The sequence below is a fragment of the Mucilaginibacter aquaedulcis genome (assembly GCF_030409325.1).
GTDB lineage: Bacteria > Bacteroidota > Bacteroidia > Sphingobacteriales > Sphingobacteriaceae > Mucilaginibacter > Mucilaginibacter aquaedulcis.
Genome location: NZ_JAUFPR010000002.1, coordinates 2,484,814 through 2,500,087 on the forward strand (window position 1 = coordinate 2,484,814; position 15,274 = coordinate 2,500,087).

General features: G+C 40.5%; 25 protein-coding genes. All 25 read right to left on the minus strand.

Annotation, left to right across the window (positions count from 1 at the left end; translation table 11 throughout):
• Window positions 1–64: 64 nt before the first annotated feature.
• The gene (gene dnaK, locus QWZ01_RS14760) at window positions 65–1,975 is read right to left on the minus strand and encodes a molecular chaperone DnaK (RefSeq protein WP_290324400.1); all 1,911 of its coding nucleotides are present in this window, start codon (window positions 1,973–1,975) and stop codon (window positions 65–67) included.
• A gap of 307 nt (window positions 1,976–2,282) precedes the next feature.
• The gene (locus tag QWZ01_RS14765; protein ID WP_290324402.1) at window positions 2,283–2,765 is read right to left on the minus strand and encodes a nuclear transport factor 2 family protein; all 483 of its coding nucleotides are present in this window, start codon (window positions 2,763–2,765) and stop codon (window positions 2,283–2,285) included.
• A 345-nt stretch (window positions 2,766–3,110) separates the two neighbouring features.
• Window positions 3,111–3,698, minus strand: coding sequence for a 50S ribosomal protein L17 (gene rplQ / locus QWZ01_RS14770; protein WP_290324404.1), 588 nt, complete (start codon window positions 3,696–3,698; stop codon window positions 3,111–3,113).
• A gap of 160 nt (window positions 3,699–3,858) precedes the next feature.
• Window positions 3,859–4,851 carry a DNA-directed RNA polymerase subunit alpha gene (locus tag QWZ01_RS14775; RefSeq protein WP_290324405.1) on the minus strand — a complete coding sequence of 331 codons (993 nt, stop codon included), beginning with the start codon at window positions 4,849–4,851 and terminating at the stop codon, window positions 3,859–3,861.
• Between the two features lie 95 nt (window positions 4,852–4,946).
• On the minus strand, window positions 4,947–5,555 hold the full coding sequence (rpsD, locus tag QWZ01_RS14780) for a 30S ribosomal protein S4 (RefSeq protein WP_290324406.1): 609 nt from the start codon (window positions 5,553–5,555) through the stop codon (window positions 4,947–4,949).
• A gap of 67 nt (window positions 5,556–5,622) precedes the next feature.
• A complete protein-coding gene (rpsK, locus tag QWZ01_RS14785) occupies window positions 5,623–6,012 on the minus strand; it encodes a 30S ribosomal protein S11 (RefSeq protein ID WP_090529224.1) in 390 nt (129 codons plus the stop codon).
• 132 nt (window positions 6,013–6,144) lie between these two features.
• Entirely contained in the window at window positions 6,145–6,522 is a 378-nt protein-coding gene (rpsM, locus tag QWZ01_RS14790) for a 30S ribosomal protein S13 (protein WP_290324410.1), read from the minus strand.
• Window positions 6,523–6,593: 71 nt separating this feature from the next.
• Window positions 6,594–6,710: a 50S ribosomal protein L36 gene (rpmJ, locus tag QWZ01_RS14795; RefSeq protein WP_074487407.1), complete on the minus strand. Its 117-nt coding sequence runs from the start codon at window positions 6,708–6,710 to the stop codon at window positions 6,594–6,596.
• Between the two features lie 8 nt (window positions 6,711–6,718).
• On the minus strand, window positions 6,719–6,937 hold the full coding sequence (gene infA, locus QWZ01_RS14800; RefSeq protein ID WP_022833270.1) for a translation initiation factor IF-1: 219 nt from the start codon (window positions 6,935–6,937) through the stop codon (window positions 6,719–6,721).
• Between the two features lie 64 nt (window positions 6,938–7,001).
• The gene (gene map, locus QWZ01_RS14805) at window positions 7,002–7,793 is read right to left on the minus strand and encodes a type I methionyl aminopeptidase (RefSeq protein ID WP_290324411.1); all 792 of its coding nucleotides are present in this window, start codon (window positions 7,791–7,793) and stop codon (window positions 7,002–7,004) included.
• An 8-nt stretch (window positions 7,794–7,801) separates the two neighbouring features.
• The gene (secY, locus tag QWZ01_RS14810) at window positions 7,802–9,142 is read right to left on the minus strand and encodes a preprotein translocase subunit SecY (protein WP_290324413.1); all 1,341 of its coding nucleotides are present in this window, start codon (window positions 9,140–9,142) and stop codon (window positions 7,802–7,804) included.
• Between the two features lie 6 nt (window positions 9,143–9,148).
• Window positions 9,149–9,595 carry a 50S ribosomal protein L15 gene (rplO, locus tag QWZ01_RS14815; RefSeq protein ID WP_290324415.1) on the minus strand — a complete coding sequence of 149 codons (447 nt, stop codon included), beginning with the start codon at window positions 9,593–9,595 and terminating at the stop codon, window positions 9,149–9,151.
• Window positions 9,596–9,599: 4 nt separating this feature from the next.
• Window positions 9,600–9,779: a 50S ribosomal protein L30 gene (gene rpmD, locus QWZ01_RS14820; protein WP_183556590.1), complete on the minus strand. Its 180-nt coding sequence runs from the start codon at window positions 9,777–9,779 to the stop codon at window positions 9,600–9,602.
• A 6-nt stretch (window positions 9,780–9,785) separates the two neighbouring features.
• Window positions 9,786–10,304 carry a 30S ribosomal protein S5 gene (gene rpsE, locus QWZ01_RS14825; protein ID WP_290324419.1) on the minus strand — a complete coding sequence of 173 codons (519 nt, stop codon included), beginning with the start codon at window positions 10,302–10,304 and terminating at the stop codon, window positions 9,786–9,788.
• Window positions 10,305–10,316: 12 nt separating this feature from the next.
• Window positions 10,317–10,667 carry a 50S ribosomal protein L18 gene (gene rplR, locus QWZ01_RS14830; RefSeq protein WP_290324421.1) on the minus strand — a complete coding sequence of 117 codons (351 nt, stop codon included), beginning with the start codon at window positions 10,665–10,667 and terminating at the stop codon, window positions 10,317–10,319.
• 5 nt (window positions 10,668–10,672) lie between these two features.
• The gene (rplF, locus tag QWZ01_RS14835) at window positions 10,673–11,230 is read right to left on the minus strand and encodes a 50S ribosomal protein L6 (protein WP_290324423.1); all 558 of its coding nucleotides are present in this window, start codon (window positions 11,228–11,230) and stop codon (window positions 10,673–10,675) included.
• 17 nt (window positions 11,231–11,247) lie between these two features.
• On the minus strand, window positions 11,248–11,646 hold the full coding sequence (rpsH, locus tag QWZ01_RS14840; RefSeq protein WP_166095868.1) for a 30S ribosomal protein S8: 399 nt from the start codon (window positions 11,644–11,646) through the stop codon (window positions 11,248–11,250).
• A gap of 150 nt (window positions 11,647–11,796) precedes the next feature.
• The gene (gene rpsN / locus QWZ01_RS14845) at window positions 11,797–12,066 is read right to left on the minus strand and encodes a 30S ribosomal protein S14 (protein WP_290324426.1); all 270 of its coding nucleotides are present in this window, start codon (window positions 12,064–12,066) and stop codon (window positions 11,797–11,799) included.
• Window positions 12,059–12,622 (minus strand): 50S ribosomal protein L5, encoded by a 564-nt coding sequence (rplE, locus tag QWZ01_RS14850; RefSeq protein WP_290324427.1) that lies wholly within the window; start codon window positions 12,620–12,622, stop codon window positions 12,059–12,061. The genes rpsN and rplE overlap by 8 nt, the downstream gene beginning before the upstream one ends.
• A complete protein-coding gene (rplX, locus tag QWZ01_RS14855) occupies window positions 12,622–12,966 on the minus strand; it encodes a 50S ribosomal protein L24 (protein WP_290324429.1) in 345 nt (114 codons plus the stop codon). Before rplX ends, rplE begins: the two co-directional genes overlap by 1 nt.
• Before the next feature lies 1 nt (window position 12,967).
• The gene (gene rplN, locus QWZ01_RS14860; protein ID WP_073405786.1) at window positions 12,968–13,336 is read right to left on the minus strand and encodes a 50S ribosomal protein L14; all 369 of its coding nucleotides are present in this window, start codon (window positions 13,334–13,336) and stop codon (window positions 12,968–12,970) included.
• Window position 13,337: 1 nt separating this feature from the next.
• Complete coding sequence (gene rpsQ, locus QWZ01_RS14865) at window positions 13,338–13,592, minus strand: 30S ribosomal protein S17 (RefSeq protein WP_090462782.1); 255 nt, start codon at window positions 13,590–13,592, stop codon at window positions 13,338–13,340.
• Between the two features lie 20 nt (window positions 13,593–13,612).
• Window positions 13,613–13,822 carry a 50S ribosomal protein L29 gene (rpmC, locus tag QWZ01_RS14870; protein ID WP_290324435.1) on the minus strand — a complete coding sequence of 70 codons (210 nt, stop codon included), beginning with the start codon at window positions 13,820–13,822 and terminating at the stop codon, window positions 13,613–13,615.
• 82 nt (window positions 13,823–13,904) lie between these two features.
• Window positions 13,905–14,327 carry a 50S ribosomal protein L16 gene (gene rplP, locus QWZ01_RS14875; RefSeq protein WP_076377413.1) on the minus strand — a complete coding sequence of 141 codons (423 nt, stop codon included), beginning with the start codon at window positions 14,325–14,327 and terminating at the stop codon, window positions 13,905–13,907.
• Between the two features lie 47 nt (window positions 14,328–14,374).
• Complete coding sequence (gene rpsC, locus QWZ01_RS14880; protein WP_290324438.1) at window positions 14,375–15,274, minus strand: 30S ribosomal protein S3; 900 nt, start codon at window positions 15,272–15,274, stop codon at window positions 14,375–14,377.

Consider the following 15,274-nt stretch of genomic DNA (forward strand, 5'->3'; position numbering starts at 1 on the left):
CGCAAAAAAGCCCGGTTCAGGAAATCCTGACCGGGCCTTTTGCTATTAAAATAACACTTACTTATTATTTTGTATCGTCTTTCACTTCTTCAAAGTCAACATCGGTAACCGTGTCGCCGTGGTCTTGTGGACCTGCGCCTGGGGCACCGTCTGCACCTGGCTGACCAGCTTCGGCGGAGGCTTTGTACATCTCTTCAGATGCAGTGGCCCATGCAGCGTTCAGTTCAGTTTGAGCTGTTTCAATGGCATCAAAGTTTTTAGCAGCGTAAGCTTCTTTCAGCTTGGTTAAACCAGCTTCGATAGGCGCTTTTTTATCTGCAGAAATTTTGTCACCATATTCTTTCAGTTGTTTTTCTGTCGAGAAGATCAGGGCATCAGCAGAGTTCAGTTTTTCAACTTCTTCTTTTGCTTTTTTGTCGGCATCAGCGTTAGCTTCAGCTTCATCCTTCATTTTCTTGATCTCGGCATCAGTTAAACCTGAAGATGCTTCAATACGGATTTTTTGTTCTTTACCTGTTGCTTTATCTTTTGCAGATACATGTAATATACCGTTTGCATCAATATCAAATGTTACTTCAATTTGAGGCACACCGCGAGGTGCTGGTGGTATACCATCCAGGTGGAAACGGCCTATAGTACGGTTACCCGCAGCCATTGGGCGCTCACCTTGTAATATGTGGATCTCAACAGATGGCTGGCTATCGCTGGCAGTTGAGAATGTTTCTGATTTTTTAGTTGGGATAGTTGTGTTTGACTCAATTAATTTGGTCATTACGCCACCCATAGTTTCAATACCTAATGAAAGTGGGGTAACATCTAACAACAACACATCTTTAACCTCGCCGGTTAATACACCACCTTGAATAGCAGCACCAATGGCAACAACCTCATCTGGGTTAACACCTTTTGAAGGCGCTTTGCCAAAGAATTTTTCAACAGCTTCCTGAATAGCAGGGATACGGGTTGAACCACCTACCAAGATAACTTCGTCAATATCTGAAGTGCTTAAACCTGCATTTTTCAATGCTGATTTACAAGGATCGATAGTACGTTTGATCAGGCTATCAGCCAATTGCTCAAATTTAGCACGGGTTAAAGTTTTAACTAAGTGCTTTGGCATACCATCAGCAGCAGTGATGTATGGTAAGTTGATCTCTGTTTGTGCAGAGCTTGACAACTCAATTTTAGCTTTTTCTGCAGACTCTTTTAAACGTTGCAAAGCCATTGGATCTTTACGCAGATCAATACCTTCGTCGCTTTTAAATTCATCAGCTAACCAGTCAATAATTACCTGGTCAAAGTCGTCACCACCTAAGTGAGTATCACCATCGGTTGATTTAACTTCAAAAACGCCGTCGCCTAATTCAAGGATAGATACGTCATGTGTACCACCACCGCAGTCAAACACCGCGATTTTCATATCCTTGTGAGCTTTATCAAAGCCATAAGCCAAAGCCGCAGCAGTAGGTTCGTTGATGATACGACGAACTTTCAAACCAGCGATTTCACCAGCTTCTTTAGTAGCCTGACGTTGCGCGTCGTTAAAGTAAGCAGGTACAGTGATAACTGCTTCGGTAACCTCAGTTCCTAAAAAGTCTTCAGCAGTTTTCTTCATTTTCTGAAGAATCATTGCTGATATCTCTTGCGGAGTGTATTTACGGTCGCCAATTTCAACACGTGGAGTGTTGTTGTCGCCTTTTACTACATTGTAAGGTACACGAGCAGCCTCATTTGTAACCTCATTAAACTGGTTACCCATAAAGCGTTTGATTGACGAAATGGTTTTTGTAGGGTTAGTGATAGCCTGACGTTTTGCAGGATCGCCAACTTTACGCTCGCCGTTATCAATAAAAGCTACTACGGACGGCGTAGTACGTTTGCCCTCGCTGTTTGCTATAACTACAGGCTCGTTACCTTCCATTACAGCTACGCAGGAGTTTGTTGTTCCTAAGTCGATTCCAATTATTTTAGACATATGATTGTTTTACTTGATTTAATATTTTTCTCTAACTACAGCTATTTATCAACGTTTGTGCCAATATCCATTTGGCAGAATTATAGTCAGGATGACAATTGCCGTGTCAGAGATGTAATATCATGTGGTGACAGGTTGGCAGAATTTGCCTTGACACATGAGGAAGTGCCGTCATACAGGATTGCAGAGAGTTCTATATTACTATTGTTTGAACGTGGTTTATATAGTAACGATTCTGCTTTGTAACACTTCATAAACGCAAACAGGCTTGACATAGTATGCAAGCCTGTTTAATATGCCTTTCTAACTACTTAGAAGCTTCTATCAAGGGGGTTTGATCGTAGTAGGCGTATTCTACCGCTATCTTCCCATCCTTATTAAATTCGTCAAACTGCACCATATGAAATGTTGCTGTCTTTTTAGTTTTCTTATTAACAGCGGTCACCTTCCACCATGATTGCACTGTGAACGGATCATGGTCATACTCCAGCGCATCGGGGTAGCCAACTTTAACCACTTTTATTTGCTCCCATTTAGCGGCAATATCAGCCCAGCCTTTTTTCTGGTCGGCCAGGGAAATCTTGTTGGGGCTCGATGGATCATAAAATTTAACTGTATCGGTATAAAGCTTGGATAGCCCATCCCAATCCTGCTTTAAAAAGAGTTCGGTAGAGTTGTTCACAATGGTAATGTAGGGGTGCTCCTTGTAAATTGTGCCGTTCTTTAAAACGTCTTGTGCAAATGTGGTACCGGCCATTAACATCAATGCCAGGATCAATAGATTCTTCATGTTTCTAAAATTTTAGGGGTTAAAAATCAGATACTTATCTCTATTAAATTTAAACATTATTTCACAATTACATGTTTACAATTTATTGATTATAAGACAATTACAAACACCAATAATTTTACACAAGGTGTAAAATCCATAATAAGAACAAGAATAAACTGCCGTATAGTTAATGTTTAAGCTATCACGACAATGCTTTCACAAAAGTTGTAAAGTTGCAGATTAACTAATATGATAAAGACCATCACAATGGGTACCCTTTGGTTGATAAATGAAGGTATAATTAAAACAAAAACGGCCTGCTCAAATTGAGCAGGCCGTTTCCTTAATATCCGAAAAGAGAAATTATTCTCCTTTTTCAGCGTTTTCTTCGTTCTCTGGTGTAGTAGGAGCTTCAGCAGCAGGAGTTTCAGTAGCTTCAGCAGCTGGTGCTTCTGCTTTAACTTCTTCAACAACTTGTGCTTCTTCAACAGCAGCTTCTTTAGCAGGAGCAGCAGTTTTAGCTTTTGCACCAGAACCACCACGACGACGGGTCGATTTTTTGGCAGCAGCAGCAGTATCAACACCGTAAACAGTGTTATAATCTACTAACTCAATGATTGCCATTTCAGCGTTGTCACCTAAACGGTTCTCCAACTTCACGATACGGGTGTAACCACCTGGACGGTTAGCTATTTTCTCAGCAATTTCGCGGAAAAGGATAGTTGTTGCGTCTTTGTCTTGCAGGTAGCTAAACACTGTACGACGAGAGTGAGTAGTATCGTTTTTTGATTTTGTTAAAAGTGGCTCAACATAACCGCGTAAAACTTTTGCTTTTGCTAATGTTGTAGTGATACGCTTGTGTAAAATAAGCGAAGTTGCCATGTTAGCCAGCATCGCTTTGCGGTGGCTGGTAGTACGGCCTAAGTGATTGTTTTTGTTTCCGTGTCTCATTGTTATTAAATTATTTCACGTGCATACCGTCCAGCGATTACTCAAGCCTTCGGAATTATGCTTTCGCTCATTGTTTGTATTAATTAGAATCAAGAGCTAAGAGTCAAGAATCAAGATTGGAAATCTTACCTCTTGTTTCTTATCTCTTGATTCTGTTATATTATTCTTCGTCTAACTTGAATTTAGACAGGTTCATACCAAAAGATAAGCCTTTTGATTTAACCAGGTCCTGAATTTCAGTTAATGACTTTTTACCAAAGTTTCTGAACTTCAGCATATCAGCAACATCGTACGATACCAGATCGGCCAGGCTGCGGATATCAGCAGCTTTAAGGCAGTTCAGTGCACGTACAGAAAGGTCAAGGTCAACCAATTCAGTTTTCAGGATCTTGCGCATGTGCAGGATCTCTTCGTCAACCTCTTTAGTTTCTTCTTTAGCTTGTGCTTCAAGCATCATGTTCTCATCGCTGAATAACATAAAGTGCTGGATCAGGATCTTAGCAGCTTCTTTTAATGCATCTTCAGGGTGAATTGAACCATCGGTTGCAATATCCAGAACTAATTTTTCATAGTCGGTTTTTTGCTCAACACGATAGTTTTCAATAGTATATTTTACGTTTTTGATAGGCGTAAAGATGGAATCGATAGCGATAACGCCAACATTCGCATCCGGGTTTTTATTTTCCTCGCTCGGAACATAACCACGGCCTTTACCTACAGTAAGCTCAATTTCAAGAGTTACTGACGAATCCATGTTACAGATAACCAGATCAGGGTTTAAAACAGTAAAGTTATTAGAGAATTTAGTAACATCTCCGGCTTTAAAAGCGTCCTGGCCATTTATTATAACAAATATCTTCTCATTGTCGCCCGATTCACCTGTTTTTTTGAAACGAACCTGTTTAAGGTTCAGGATGATCTCGGTAACATCTTCAACAACACCTTTGATGGTTGAAAACTCATGCGTAACTCCTGAAAAACGTACAGAAGTGATAGCATAACCTTCAAGTGATGAAAGTAAGATACGACGCAGAGCATTACCAATGGTTACACCGAAGCCTGGTTCTAACGGACGAAATTCAAACGTACCATCAAAATCGTTTGCTTTCTGCATGATAACCTTGTCTGGTTTTTGAAATGCTAAAATTGCCATTTATATCCTTTGTTTATTGTTTACTAATTGAATTGATTTAAACCACGAAAATGATTGACATAACATGCCAATCATCCCATGGATAAGTATCGTTATTATTTTGAGTACAACTCGACGATTAGGTTTTCCTTAATGTTTTCAGGTATCTCGTCGCGGTTAGGATAGTTCAGGAATTTACCTGTTAAGCTATTAGCATCCCATTCTAACCAGCTGTATTTGCTGATTCTTCTTCCGGCTACTGAAAGTGTGATTGCTTCTAATGATTTAGATTTTTCACGTACAGAGATCACATCACCAGCTTTTAACGCGTATGATGCAATGTTTACAACGGCACCGTTAACGTTAATGTGTTTGTGATTTACCAATTGGCGTGCTGCAGAACGTGTAGGAGCGATACCTAAACGGTAAACAGCGTTATCTAAACGAGCTTCTAAAAATTTCAACAAGTTTTCGCCTGTGATACCTTCTTTAGCTGATGCACGGTGAAACAAGTTCTCGAACTGACGCTCTAATACACCGTAAGTGTATTTAACTTTTTGTTTCTCCATTAACTGAGTTGAATACTCAGATTGTTTTCCACGACGTTTGGAAGCACCGTGCATTCCTGGTGGATAGTTTTTACGCTCTAACGCTTTATCCGGACCGAAGATCGGCTCACGGAAACGGCGTGCAATTTTGGATTTTGGACCTGTATATCTTGCCATTTGTGTGTGTTCTTAAAGTATCAAGCAGCCTGTAGCTGCCGAATCTTAGCTTTAAAAAATCTGTTAATTAAACTCTTCTTCTTTTTGAAGGACGACAACCATTGTGTGGAAGCGGTGTAATATCTTTTATCGTTGTAACTTCGATACCTGCAGTTTGCAATGTACGGATAGCTGACTCACGACCGGCACCTGGGCCTTTTACAAATACTTCAACTTTACGTAAGCCTAAGTCATAAGCAACTTTACCGCAATCGGCAGCAGCTTGTGAGGCAGCATAAGGAGTATTCTTTTTTGAACCTTTAAAACCCATTTTACCAGCTGATGACCATGATACAGCCTGACCGGTTTTGTTTGTAAGGGTTATGATAATGTTGTTAAAAGTTGCATTGATATGCGCCTCACCTACCGGCTCAACGATAACAATACGCTTTTTGGTAACTTTTTTAGCTTTAGCCATTTTTTTAATTTTTGAATTAATGAATTACTGAATTAACGAATAATCCGGACCCATTAACTATAATTTTTAAATGAGGTATTCCTAATGATTTACAAAACGAGAACTAACCAAAGCTCTCTAACCATTAATCAATTATTTAGTAGCTTTCTTTTTGTTAGCAACTGTTTTACGTTTTCCTTTACGGGTACGTGAGTTATTTTTAGTACGCTGACCACGTAATGGTAAACCTTTACGGTGACGTGTCCCACGGTAACAACCAATATCCATCAAACGTTTGATGTTAAGCTGAACTTCTGAACGAAGCGCACCTTCTACTTTGATTTGATCGTTGATAATTCCACGAATTGCAGATAATTGCTCATCTGTCCAGTCCTGTACTTTTGTATTAAAATCAATACCAGCCTCAGTCAAAATTCTTTGAGCTGTTGAACGGCCTATACCAAAAATGTAAGTAAGTCCGATCTCTCCTCTTTTGTTTTTCGGTAAATCTATACCTGAAATCCTTGCCATATTTATTGTTTGTTTTTAAATGATAACCGAACGGCGGGCCACCGTTGTACGAATTATCACAGTTTTTTTAATTATCCCTGACGCTGTTTGTATTTAGGATTCTTTTTGTTAATAACATAAAGTTTCCCGTTACGGCGAATGATCTTGCAATCAGCGCTGCGTTTTTTAATGGATGCTCTAACTTTCATCTCTTTGTTTATTTATATCTATAAGTTATTCTACCCTTGGTTAAATCGTATGGGCTCATTTCAAGCTTCACTCTGTCGCCAGGTAAAATTTTGATGTAGTGCATACGCATTTTGCCGGATATATGTGCGATAATCTCATGACCATTTTCAAGTTCAACCCTGAACATTGCATTTGACAATGCCTCCCTAATTGTACCGTCTTGTTCAATCGAAGATTGTTTAGCCATATTTTATTGATTATTACTTAATTATCCGCCCTAAAACCGGGATGCAAAATTAATAAAAAATTATTTAATTATTATTTTTTTCTTTCAAAACATTTTCAACATATTCAAATGTCGATAAAATGTCTGGTTTACCTTTACCAATGGCCACAGTGTGCTCATAATGAGCTGATGGTTTTTTGTCGATAGTTGAAACAGTCCAGCCATCCTCCCAGAACTTTACACCGGCCCTGCCGGCATTGATCATAGGCTCAATGGCAATCACCATTCCTTCTTCGAGTTTAATACCAGCACCGCGTTTACCATAGTTTGGTACCTCAGGCTTTTCATGGAGTTTAACCCCCACGCCATGGCCTACAAGCTCTTTAACTACGCCAAAACCATTCTTCTCGGCATGTTCCTGTACTGCGTAGCCTATATCCCCAGTCCGCATACCTATTACAGCTTTAGCAACACCAAGATCAAGACACTCTTTGGTTACCCTCATCAGTTTCTTAATCTCCTCGCTTACCTCACCTATAGCAAAGGTATAAGCCGAATCGCCTACAAAGCCGTTTAATGTAGCTCCACAGTCAACAGATACAAGATCACCTTCTTTCAGGATATACTTTCCGGGAAAACCGTGTACAACCTGATCGTTCAGTGATATGCAAAGAGAATAAGGAAAACCGCCGTAATTTAAAAAGGTAGGAATACCGCCGTTGTCGCGTATAAAGGTTTCAGCAAGTCTGTCGAGTTCAATAGTTGTAACGCCAGGGCCAATCACTTTCGCTATCTCAGCATGTGTTCTGGACACCAGCTGAGCACTTGCCCTAATTAGTTCTATTTCCTCGGCAGACTTATAAAGAATTTTTGACATGCTTATAATTAGATAGCCGTCGGAGTTGTTCCGGCTGCAGCAGGCATTGCTGTGCGGCCTTTGATTCTTCCGGTTTTCATTAAACCATCATAATGGCGCATCAACAGGTGACTTTCTATTTGTTGCAATGTATCTAAAACAACACCTACCAGGATGATCAATGATGTACCACCAAAGAACCTTGCAAATATTGGCGATACGCCAACCAAGCTGGCAATTGCCGGGATGATTGCGATAAGCGCCAGGAATATTGATCCGGGTAAAGTTATTCTTGATATTACAGCGTCAATAAAATCGGCAGTTGATTTACCTGGTTTAATGCCTGGGATAAAACCACCGTTCTTTTTCATATCATCAGCCATTTGGTTAGGGTTAACCGTAATAGCAGTGTAGAAATAAGTAAACACGATAATTAATAAACCAAACAACAGGTTATGCTCCCACGAATTATAGTTTGATAATGCTATCAAAACACCATTTGACGCTGCTGCAGGGAAAAACTGCTGTACCGTTTGTGGTATAAACATTAAGGCCTGGGCAAATATGATTGGCATTACACCGGCAGCATTTACCTTTAAAGGTATGTACTGACGAACGCCGCCATATTGTTTGTTACCTACTATACGTTTAGCATATTGTACTGCAATTTTACGTGTACCCTGTACTATAAGTATAGTGAACATCACTACACCTATAAGCGCTACAATTTCAACCACAAAGGTTACCAAACCACCTGCACCGCTGGTGCGTGACTGGAACTCTGTAATGAAAGCACCTGGCAACTGGGCAATGATACCCACCATGATAATTAATGATATACCGTTACCGATACCTTTGTCCGTGATCTTTTCGCCCAGCCACATTACAAATAATGTACCTGCGGTTAATACCATGGTAGTTAATACGGTAAATATCGGATCGCTAATTAAACGGGCGTCAGGAGCAATTTGCGAACGCACGTAACCTATAGCCTGTAAAGCAGTGATACCTATGGTCAGGTAGCGTGTCCACTGGTTAAGTTTGTTACGTCCGCTTTCGCCTTCTTTTTGAAGCTTAGTGAAATAAGGTACTGCAATACCCAGCAGTTGCACCACAATTGAAGCCGAAATGTAAGGCATTACACCCAGCGCAAAAATAGAGGCACGTGAAAACGAGCCCCCTGCAAACATATTCAGCAATCCTACTAATCCTTCTGCCTTATGGTCTGATATTGATGTAGCATTTACACCTGGCAGAACCACGAATGAGCCTACACGATATATTAAAAGAAATAAGAGTGTGTTAATAATACGCACTCTCAGATCTTCGATTTTCCAGATATTGGATAATGTGGTGAAAAATTTCTTCATTGAAACTTACAACTTAACTATGGTACCACCAACTGCTTCAATCGCTTTTTGCGCTGTTGCAGTAAATGCATGTGCTTTTACTTCTAATTTGGCTTTCAGTTCGCCACGGCCAAGGATTTTAACCAGGTCGTTACGTGAGGCCAAACCATGTTCTTTCAGTGTTTCCAGATCAACTACTTGTAATGAGTATTTTTCAACTAATTCTTGCAGTACATCTAAGTTAACACCGGCATATTCTACACGGTTAGGGTTTTTGAAACCTACCTTAGGCACACGGCGTTGCAAAGGCATCTGACCTCCTTCAAAACCAACCTTAGTGCTGGTACCTGAACGTGAACCAGCGCCTTTGTGGCCACGGGTTGACGTACCGCCACGGCCAGAACCTGTACCACGGCCTATTCTTTTTCTATTTTTAGTAGAACCTTCTGCAGGTTTAAGATTACTTAAGTTCATAATATTAAATGTTTTCTACCGCTACCAGGTGGTTAACTTTTCTAACCATACCAACTATAGCAGGTGTAGCTTCAACTTCTACACTGTGGTTAATTTTACGTAAGCCTAAAGCTTCGATTGTTTTCTTTTGGCGTTCACTTCTGTCGATCACGCTCTTAATCTGTGTAATTTTGATTTTGGCCATGACTGATTATCCGTTAAATACTTTACCTAAACTAACGCCACGTTGCTGAGCTACAGTATGTGCATCACGTAATTGTGATAATGCTGATACAGTTGCTTTAACCACGTTGTGCGGATTTGATGAACCTTTTGATTTTGCCAATACGTTGTGGATACCTGCAGACTCTAATACTGCACGCATTGCACCACCAGCAATAACACCGGTACCATTTGCAGCTGGTTTAATATAAACAAAACCACCGCTAAATTTACCAATTTGGTCATGAGGTATAGTACCATTTAAAATTGGAACTTTTACCAGGTTCTTTTTAGCATCATCAATGCCTTTTGCAATTGCTTCGGTAACCTCTTTTGCTTTACCTAAGCCATAACCTACAACGCCGTTCTCGTCACCTACTACCACAATGGCAGAGAAACTGAATGTACGGCCACCTTTGGTTACTTTGGCAACACGTTGTATGCTTACCAAGCGGTCTTTTAATTCGATCTCGCTTGTTTTTACTCTTTTTATGTTGATTGTTGACATTTCTCTTTTCGATTAAAAGTTTAAACCACCTTCACGTGCACCTTCGGCCAGTGACTTAACACGACCATGGTACAAATAACCGTTCCTGTCGAAAACCACATCTTTAATACCTGCGGCGATAGCTTTCTGAGCTACCAGTTTACCTACGGCTACTGACTGATCAGATTTAGTACCATCTGCTACAAAATCTTTTGATAAAGATGAAGCTGATACGATAGTTTTTCCGGTTAAATCGTCAATGATCTGCGCGTAAATACCTTTATTGCTCCTGTATACTGACAGGCGAGGACGCTCTGTTGATCCTGAAAGGCGTTTTCTGATGCCTTTTTTAATCCTGTCTCTTCTTGATAATTTAGCTCCCATGACGATTATTTTTTAGATGCTGATTTACCTGCTTTTCTTCTTAATACCTCGCCAACAAACTTGATACCTTTACCTTTGTAAGGCTCTGGTGCACGTAACGAGCGTATTTTCGCTGCTACCTGACCGATAAGTTGTTTGTCTATTGATTCCAAGATGATGGTTGGGTTTTTACCCTTATCAGCAGTGGTTGTAACTTTAATTTCTTTTGGTAATTCAAATACATAGTGGTGAGAGTAACCCAGCACTAAATCTAAAGTATTACCTGTATTGGTAGCACGGTAACCTACACCAACTAATTCTTGCTGCACTTTGTAACCATCAGTTACACCTACTACCATGTTATTTAAAAGCGCGCGGTATAAACCGTGTAACGCTTTATGACGTTTTTGATCAGACGGGCGCTGAACTAACAAGTTGCCGTCTTCCTGTGCAATGGTGATATCGCTATCAACCGCTTGCTCTAACTGACCTTTAGGACCTTTAACAGTAACAACATTCTCAGCTGATACGGTAACGGTTACTCCTGCAGGCAGTGCTATCGGTGCTTTTCCTACTCTTGACATTGCTTAATTTTCTTCTATTAATAAACGTAGCATAAAACCTCACCACCTACATTTTGCTGACGAGCTTCTTTATCGGTCATTACACCTTTTGAAGTTGACAGGATGGCGATACCTAAACCATTTAATACTCTCGGCATATTTGATGTGCCTGCGTATTTCCTCAAACCTGGTTTACTGATGCGCTGTATGCTACGGATAGCAGAAATTTTAGTTATAGGGTGGTACTTTAAAGCAACTTTAATGCTGCCTTGCGGACCAACTTCCTCAAACTTGTAATTGGCAATGTAACCTTTGTCGAAAAGCACTTTCGTGATTTCCTTTTTCAGATTTGATGCAGGAATTTCAACAACCCTATGGTTGGCTTTAATAGCATTCCTTACTCTTGTAAGATAATCTGCGATTGGATCTGTATTCATTTTATTGTGTTATGACGGTGGTTTCCTTTCCGTAACATCCGGAACGACCTGCCATCGGTTAATTCATTTTTAAAAAGCAAAGCGCAAAAGTAAAAATTCAAAACGTATTTAACGATGTTTTGAATTTTTACTTTTGAACATTGATGTTTTTTACCAGCTTGCTTTCTTTACTCCCGGTATTTTACCAGCTAAAGCCATATCACGGAATGTTACACGTGAGATGCCAAACTGGCGCATATAACCACGAGGGCGGCCGGTTAATTTACAACGGTTGTGTAATTTTACCGCTGATGAAGCTTTAGGCAATTTATCTAAGCCAACATAATCGCCGGCTTCTTTAAGGGCTGCTCTTTTCTCTGCGTATTTAGCAACCAATTTAGCGCGTTTAATTTCACGTGCTTTTACACCTTCTTTAGCCATTGCTATTTTGATTTTTAAATGGTAATCCAAATTGTTTCAACAACTCCAATGCTTCAACATCGTTAGTTGCGGAGGTTACAAAGGTAATATCCATACCTTGAATTTTATTGATCTTGTCAATATTAATCTCAGGGAATATGATTTGCTCAGATATACCTAATGTATAGTTACCTCTTCCGTCAAAACCTTTATCGTTGATACCTTTGAAGTCACGGATACGTGGCAGGGCAACAGCGATTAAACGATCTAAAAACTCATACATTGTATTATCACGTAAAGTAACACGTACGCCTACTGGCATGTTTTTACGTAATTTAAAGTTTGAGATATCTTTTTTAGATTTTGAAGCAACTGCCTGCTGACCGGTGATGGTAGTTAACTCAGTGATGGTGTTCTCGATCAATTTCTTGTCGGTTGTAGCACCACCTACACCCTGGTTAATGGCAATTTTCTCCAATTTAGGAACCTGCATTACGCTTTTGTACTGAAATTTATCTTTCAGTGCAGTACGTATTTCTTCCTTATATTTTGTTTTTAATCTTGGTACGTAAGTCATTACTTAATTTCCTCCCCTGATTTTTTTGCTACCCTTACTAATTTGCCGGCATCGTTTTTCTTACGGCCAACACGGGTTGTATTACCTGTTTTAGGATCAACCAGCATTAGGTTTGAAATGTGTATAGCAGCTTCTTGTTTAACAATTCCGCCGTTTGGATTAGCAGCATTTGGCTTAGTATGTTTTGATACCATATTGGCACCTTCAACAATAGCCCTGTTTTTATCTACTATTACCTCTACAATTTTGCCTTGTGTTCCTTTTGAATCACCAGCAATAACTTTTACCAGGTCGCCCTTGCGGATCTTTAATTTACCAGGCTGTGCGTTTTTTTTCTTTTCCATGTTACAATACCTCCGGTGCTAATGATACAATTTTCATAAATTGTTTCTCACGCAGTTCTCTTGCAACAGGGCCAAAGATACGTGTGCCTCTTGGCTCGTCCTGGTTATTTAACAAAACAGCTGCGTTATCGTCGAAACGGATGTATGAACCATCTTTTCTGCGGATCTCTTTTTTGGTGCGTACTACTACGGCTTTTGATACGGTACCTTTTTTCACGTTACCTGAAGGTAAAGCGCTTTTTACGGTAACTACTATCTTATCGCCGATTGAGGCGTACCTTTTACCAGTACCGCCCAATACACGGATCACTAAAACTTCTTTAGCTCCGCTATTATCGGCTACGTTTAATCTTGATTCCTGTTGTACCATCTTATTTAGCCCTTTCTATAATTTGAACTAATCTCCAGTTTTTGCTTTTGCTCAGCGGACGGGTTTCCATAATCAGTACGGTATCTCCAATACCACAGGTATTGGTTTCATCGTGAGCCATAAATTTGGTAGTTTTCTTAACGAACTTACCGTAGATCGGGTGTTTCACTTTCCGCTCAACAGCAACAACAATAGATTTTTGCATCTTATTGCTAACTACCAGGCCGGTACGTGTTTTTCTTAAATTTCTTTCCATTTTTCTGAACGCTTAAAAAATTAATTCTTTTCAGAAGCTGACGCCGCTTTGCGCTTTGTTAATTCAGTATTTAACTGAGCAATTCCCTTGCGTACCTTTGTTATACGGGATGGATTCTCAATAGCTGAAACTGCGTGTGCGAATTTCAATTTGGTCAGATTTGTTCTTTCCTCGCTGATCCTTGCAACCAATTCCTCTGTTGATAGCTCCAAAATTTCTGAGTTTTTCATTTTCTTATTATTGTTTTGAGTTTTTAGTTCTAAGCCTGCTATATCCAAACTGATAACCGCAAACTCAAAACTGCTGACTTATTTATGCTTCTACGTAATCCCTACGTACTATAAATCTCGTTTGTACCGGAAGTTTTTGTGCTGCAAGGCGTAAGGCCTCTTTAGCAACGTCCAAAGGCACACCTTCGGCTTCAAAAATGATCCTTCCGGGGCGTACTACCGCAACCCAGTATTCTGGAGCACCTTTACCTTTACCCATACGTACCTCTGCTGGTTTTTTGGTTACAGGTTTGTCAGGGAATATCCTGATCCACACCTGGCCTTCACGTTTCATAAAACGTGTTACAGCGATACGTGCAGCCTCGATCTGGCGGCTGGTGATCCAGGCCGCTTCGAGTGATTTTATACCGAAAGATCCGAATGAAAGTTCAGCACCACGGGTGGCTAAACCTTTCATCCTGCCTTTTTGCATCTTTCTGAACTTCGTTCTTTTTGGCTGTAGCATTTTCTTAAGCTTTTATATCGTTACGATATCTTCTTCTACTTTAATTATTATCTCTTTCCTGGGCCACCCGGACGGTTTCCACCACCTGGACGATTGCCACCCTGACCACCCGGACGGTTACCACCACCACGAGGACCATTGTTACCACCTTGACCCGGGCCACCACGACGATCACCGCCTGGTTTCCTGTCGCCTCTGCGCTCGCCGCCACGTTCGCCACCGCGTTGGTTGTCACGTCCGCCAAATGCCGGAGCACCTTCTGGACGACCACCTTTACCGCTGCTGCTGCTTGTGCCGCCAATGTTTGGAGACAAGTCACGCTTTCCGTAAACCTCGCCTTTGCAGATCCATACTTTAACACCTATTTTACCATAAGTAGTTAATGCTTCTGCCAGTGCGTAGTCAATATCAGCACGGAAAGTGTGCAAAGGAATTCTTCCTTCTTTGTATTGTTCGCTACGTGCCATCTCGGCACCGCCTAATCTGCCTGATGTCATGATCTTGATTCCTTCAGCACCCATTCTCATGGTTGAAGCAATTGTAGTTTTCATGGCACGACGGAAAGAGATACGTGCTTCCAGTTGTTTTGCTATGCCTTCTGCAACTAATTGTGCATCAAGCTCAGGGCGTTTGATCTCGAATATGTTGATCTGAACTTCCTTTTTGGTAAGTTTTTTCAACTCTTCTTTGATCTTATCAACTTCCTGACCACCTTTACCTATAACAATACCCGGACGGGCAGTGTGTATAGTTACAGTGATACGTTTTAATGTGCGTTCGATAACCACTTTTGATACACCACCTTTAGCGATACGAGCTGAAAGGTATTTGCGGATCTTTTCGTCTTCAACTAATTTGTCGGAGTAGTTGTTGCCACCGAACCAATTAGAATCCCATCCTCTGATGATTCCTAATCTGTTACCTATTGGATGTGCTTTCTGTCCCAT

Bases quoted from the DNA above. Each gene is read 5' to 3' on its own strand.
- dnaK (WP_290324400.1), bottom strand. From the start codon at position 1,975: ATGTCTAAAATAATTGGAATCGACTTAGGAACAACAAACTCCTGCGTA.
- QWZ01_RS14765 (WP_290324402.1), bottom strand. From the start codon at position 2,765: ATGAAGAATCTATTGATCCTGGCATTGATGTTAATGGCCGGTACCACA.
- rplQ (WP_290324404.1), bottom strand. From the start codon at position 3,698: ATGAGACACGGAAACAAAAACAATCACTTAGGCCGTACTACCAGCCAC.
- QWZ01_RS14775 (WP_290324405.1), bottom strand. From the start codon at position 4,851: ATGGCAATTTTAGCATTTCAAAAACCAGACAAGGTTATCATGCAGAAA.
- rpsD (WP_290324406.1), bottom strand. From the start codon at position 5,555: ATGGCAAGATATACAGGTCCAAAATCCAAAATTGCACGCCGTTTCCGT.
- rpsK (WP_090529224.1), bottom strand. From the start codon at position 6,012: ATGGCTAAAGCTAAAAAAGTTACCAAAAAGCGTATTGTTATCGTTGAG.
- rpsM (WP_290324410.1), bottom strand. From the start codon at position 6,522: ATGGCAAGGATTTCAGGTATAGATTTACCGAAAAACAAAAGAGGAGAG.
- rpmJ (WP_074487407.1), bottom strand. From the start codon at position 6,710: ATGAAAGTTAGAGCATCCATTAAAAAACGCAGCGCTGATTGCAAGATC.
- infA (WP_022833270.1), bottom strand. From the start codon at position 6,937: ATGGCTAAACAATCTTCGATTGAACAAGACGGTACAATTAGGGAGGCA.
- map (WP_290324411.1), bottom strand. From the start codon at position 7,793: ATGTCAAAAATTCTTTATAAGTCTGCCGAGGAAATAGAACTAATTAGG.
- secY (WP_290324413.1), bottom strand. From the start codon at position 9,142: ATGAAGAAATTTTTCACCACATTATCCAATATCTGGAAAATCGAAGAT.
- rplO (WP_290324415.1), bottom strand. From the start codon at position 9,595: ATGAACTTAAGTAATCTTAAACCTGCAGAAGGTTCTACTAAAAATAGA.
- rpmD (WP_183556590.1), bottom strand. From the start codon at position 9,779: ATGGCCAAAATCAAAATTACACAGATTAAGAGCGTGATCGACAGAAGT.
- rpsE (WP_290324419.1), bottom strand. From the start codon at position 10,304: ATGTCAACAATCAACATAAAAAGAGTAAAAACAAGCGAGATCGAATTA.
- rplR (WP_290324421.1), bottom strand. From the start codon at position 10,667: ATGGGAGCTAAATTATCAAGAAGAGACAGGATTAAAAAAGGCATCAGA.
- rplF (WP_290324423.1), bottom strand. From the start codon at position 11,230: ATGTCAAGAGTAGGAAAAGCACCGATAGCACTGCCTGCAGGAGTAACC.
- rpsH (WP_166095868.1), bottom strand. From the start codon at position 11,646: ATGAATACAGATCCAATCGCAGATTATCTTACAAGAGTAAGGAATGCT.
- rpsN (WP_290324426.1), bottom strand. From the start codon at position 12,066: ATGGCTAAAGAAGGTGTAAAAGCACGTGAAATTAAACGCGCTAAATTG.
- rplE (WP_290324427.1), bottom strand. From the start codon at position 12,622: ATGACTTACGTACCAAGATTAAAAACAAAATATAAGGAAGAAATACGT.
- rplX (WP_290324429.1), bottom strand. From the start codon at position 12,966: ATGGAAAAGAAAAAAAACGCACAGCCTGGTAAATTAAAGATCCGCAAG.
- rplN (WP_073405786.1), bottom strand. From the start codon at position 13,336: ATGGTACAACAGGAATCAAGATTAAACGTAGCCGATAATAGCGGAGCT.
- rpsQ (WP_090462782.1), bottom strand. From the start codon at position 13,592: ATGGAAAGAAATTTAAGAAAAACACGTACCGGCCTGGTAGTTAGCAAT.
- rpmC (WP_290324435.1), bottom strand. From the start codon at position 13,822: ATGAAAAACTCAGAAATTTTGGAGCTATCAACAGAGGAATTGGTTGCA.
- rplP (WP_076377413.1), bottom strand. From the start codon at position 14,327: ATGCTACAGCCAAAAAGAACGAAGTTCAGAAAGATGCAAAAAGGCAGG.
- rpsC (WP_290324438.1), bottom strand. From the start codon at position 15,274: ATGGGACAGAAAGCACATCCAATAGGTAACAGATTAGGAATCATCAGA.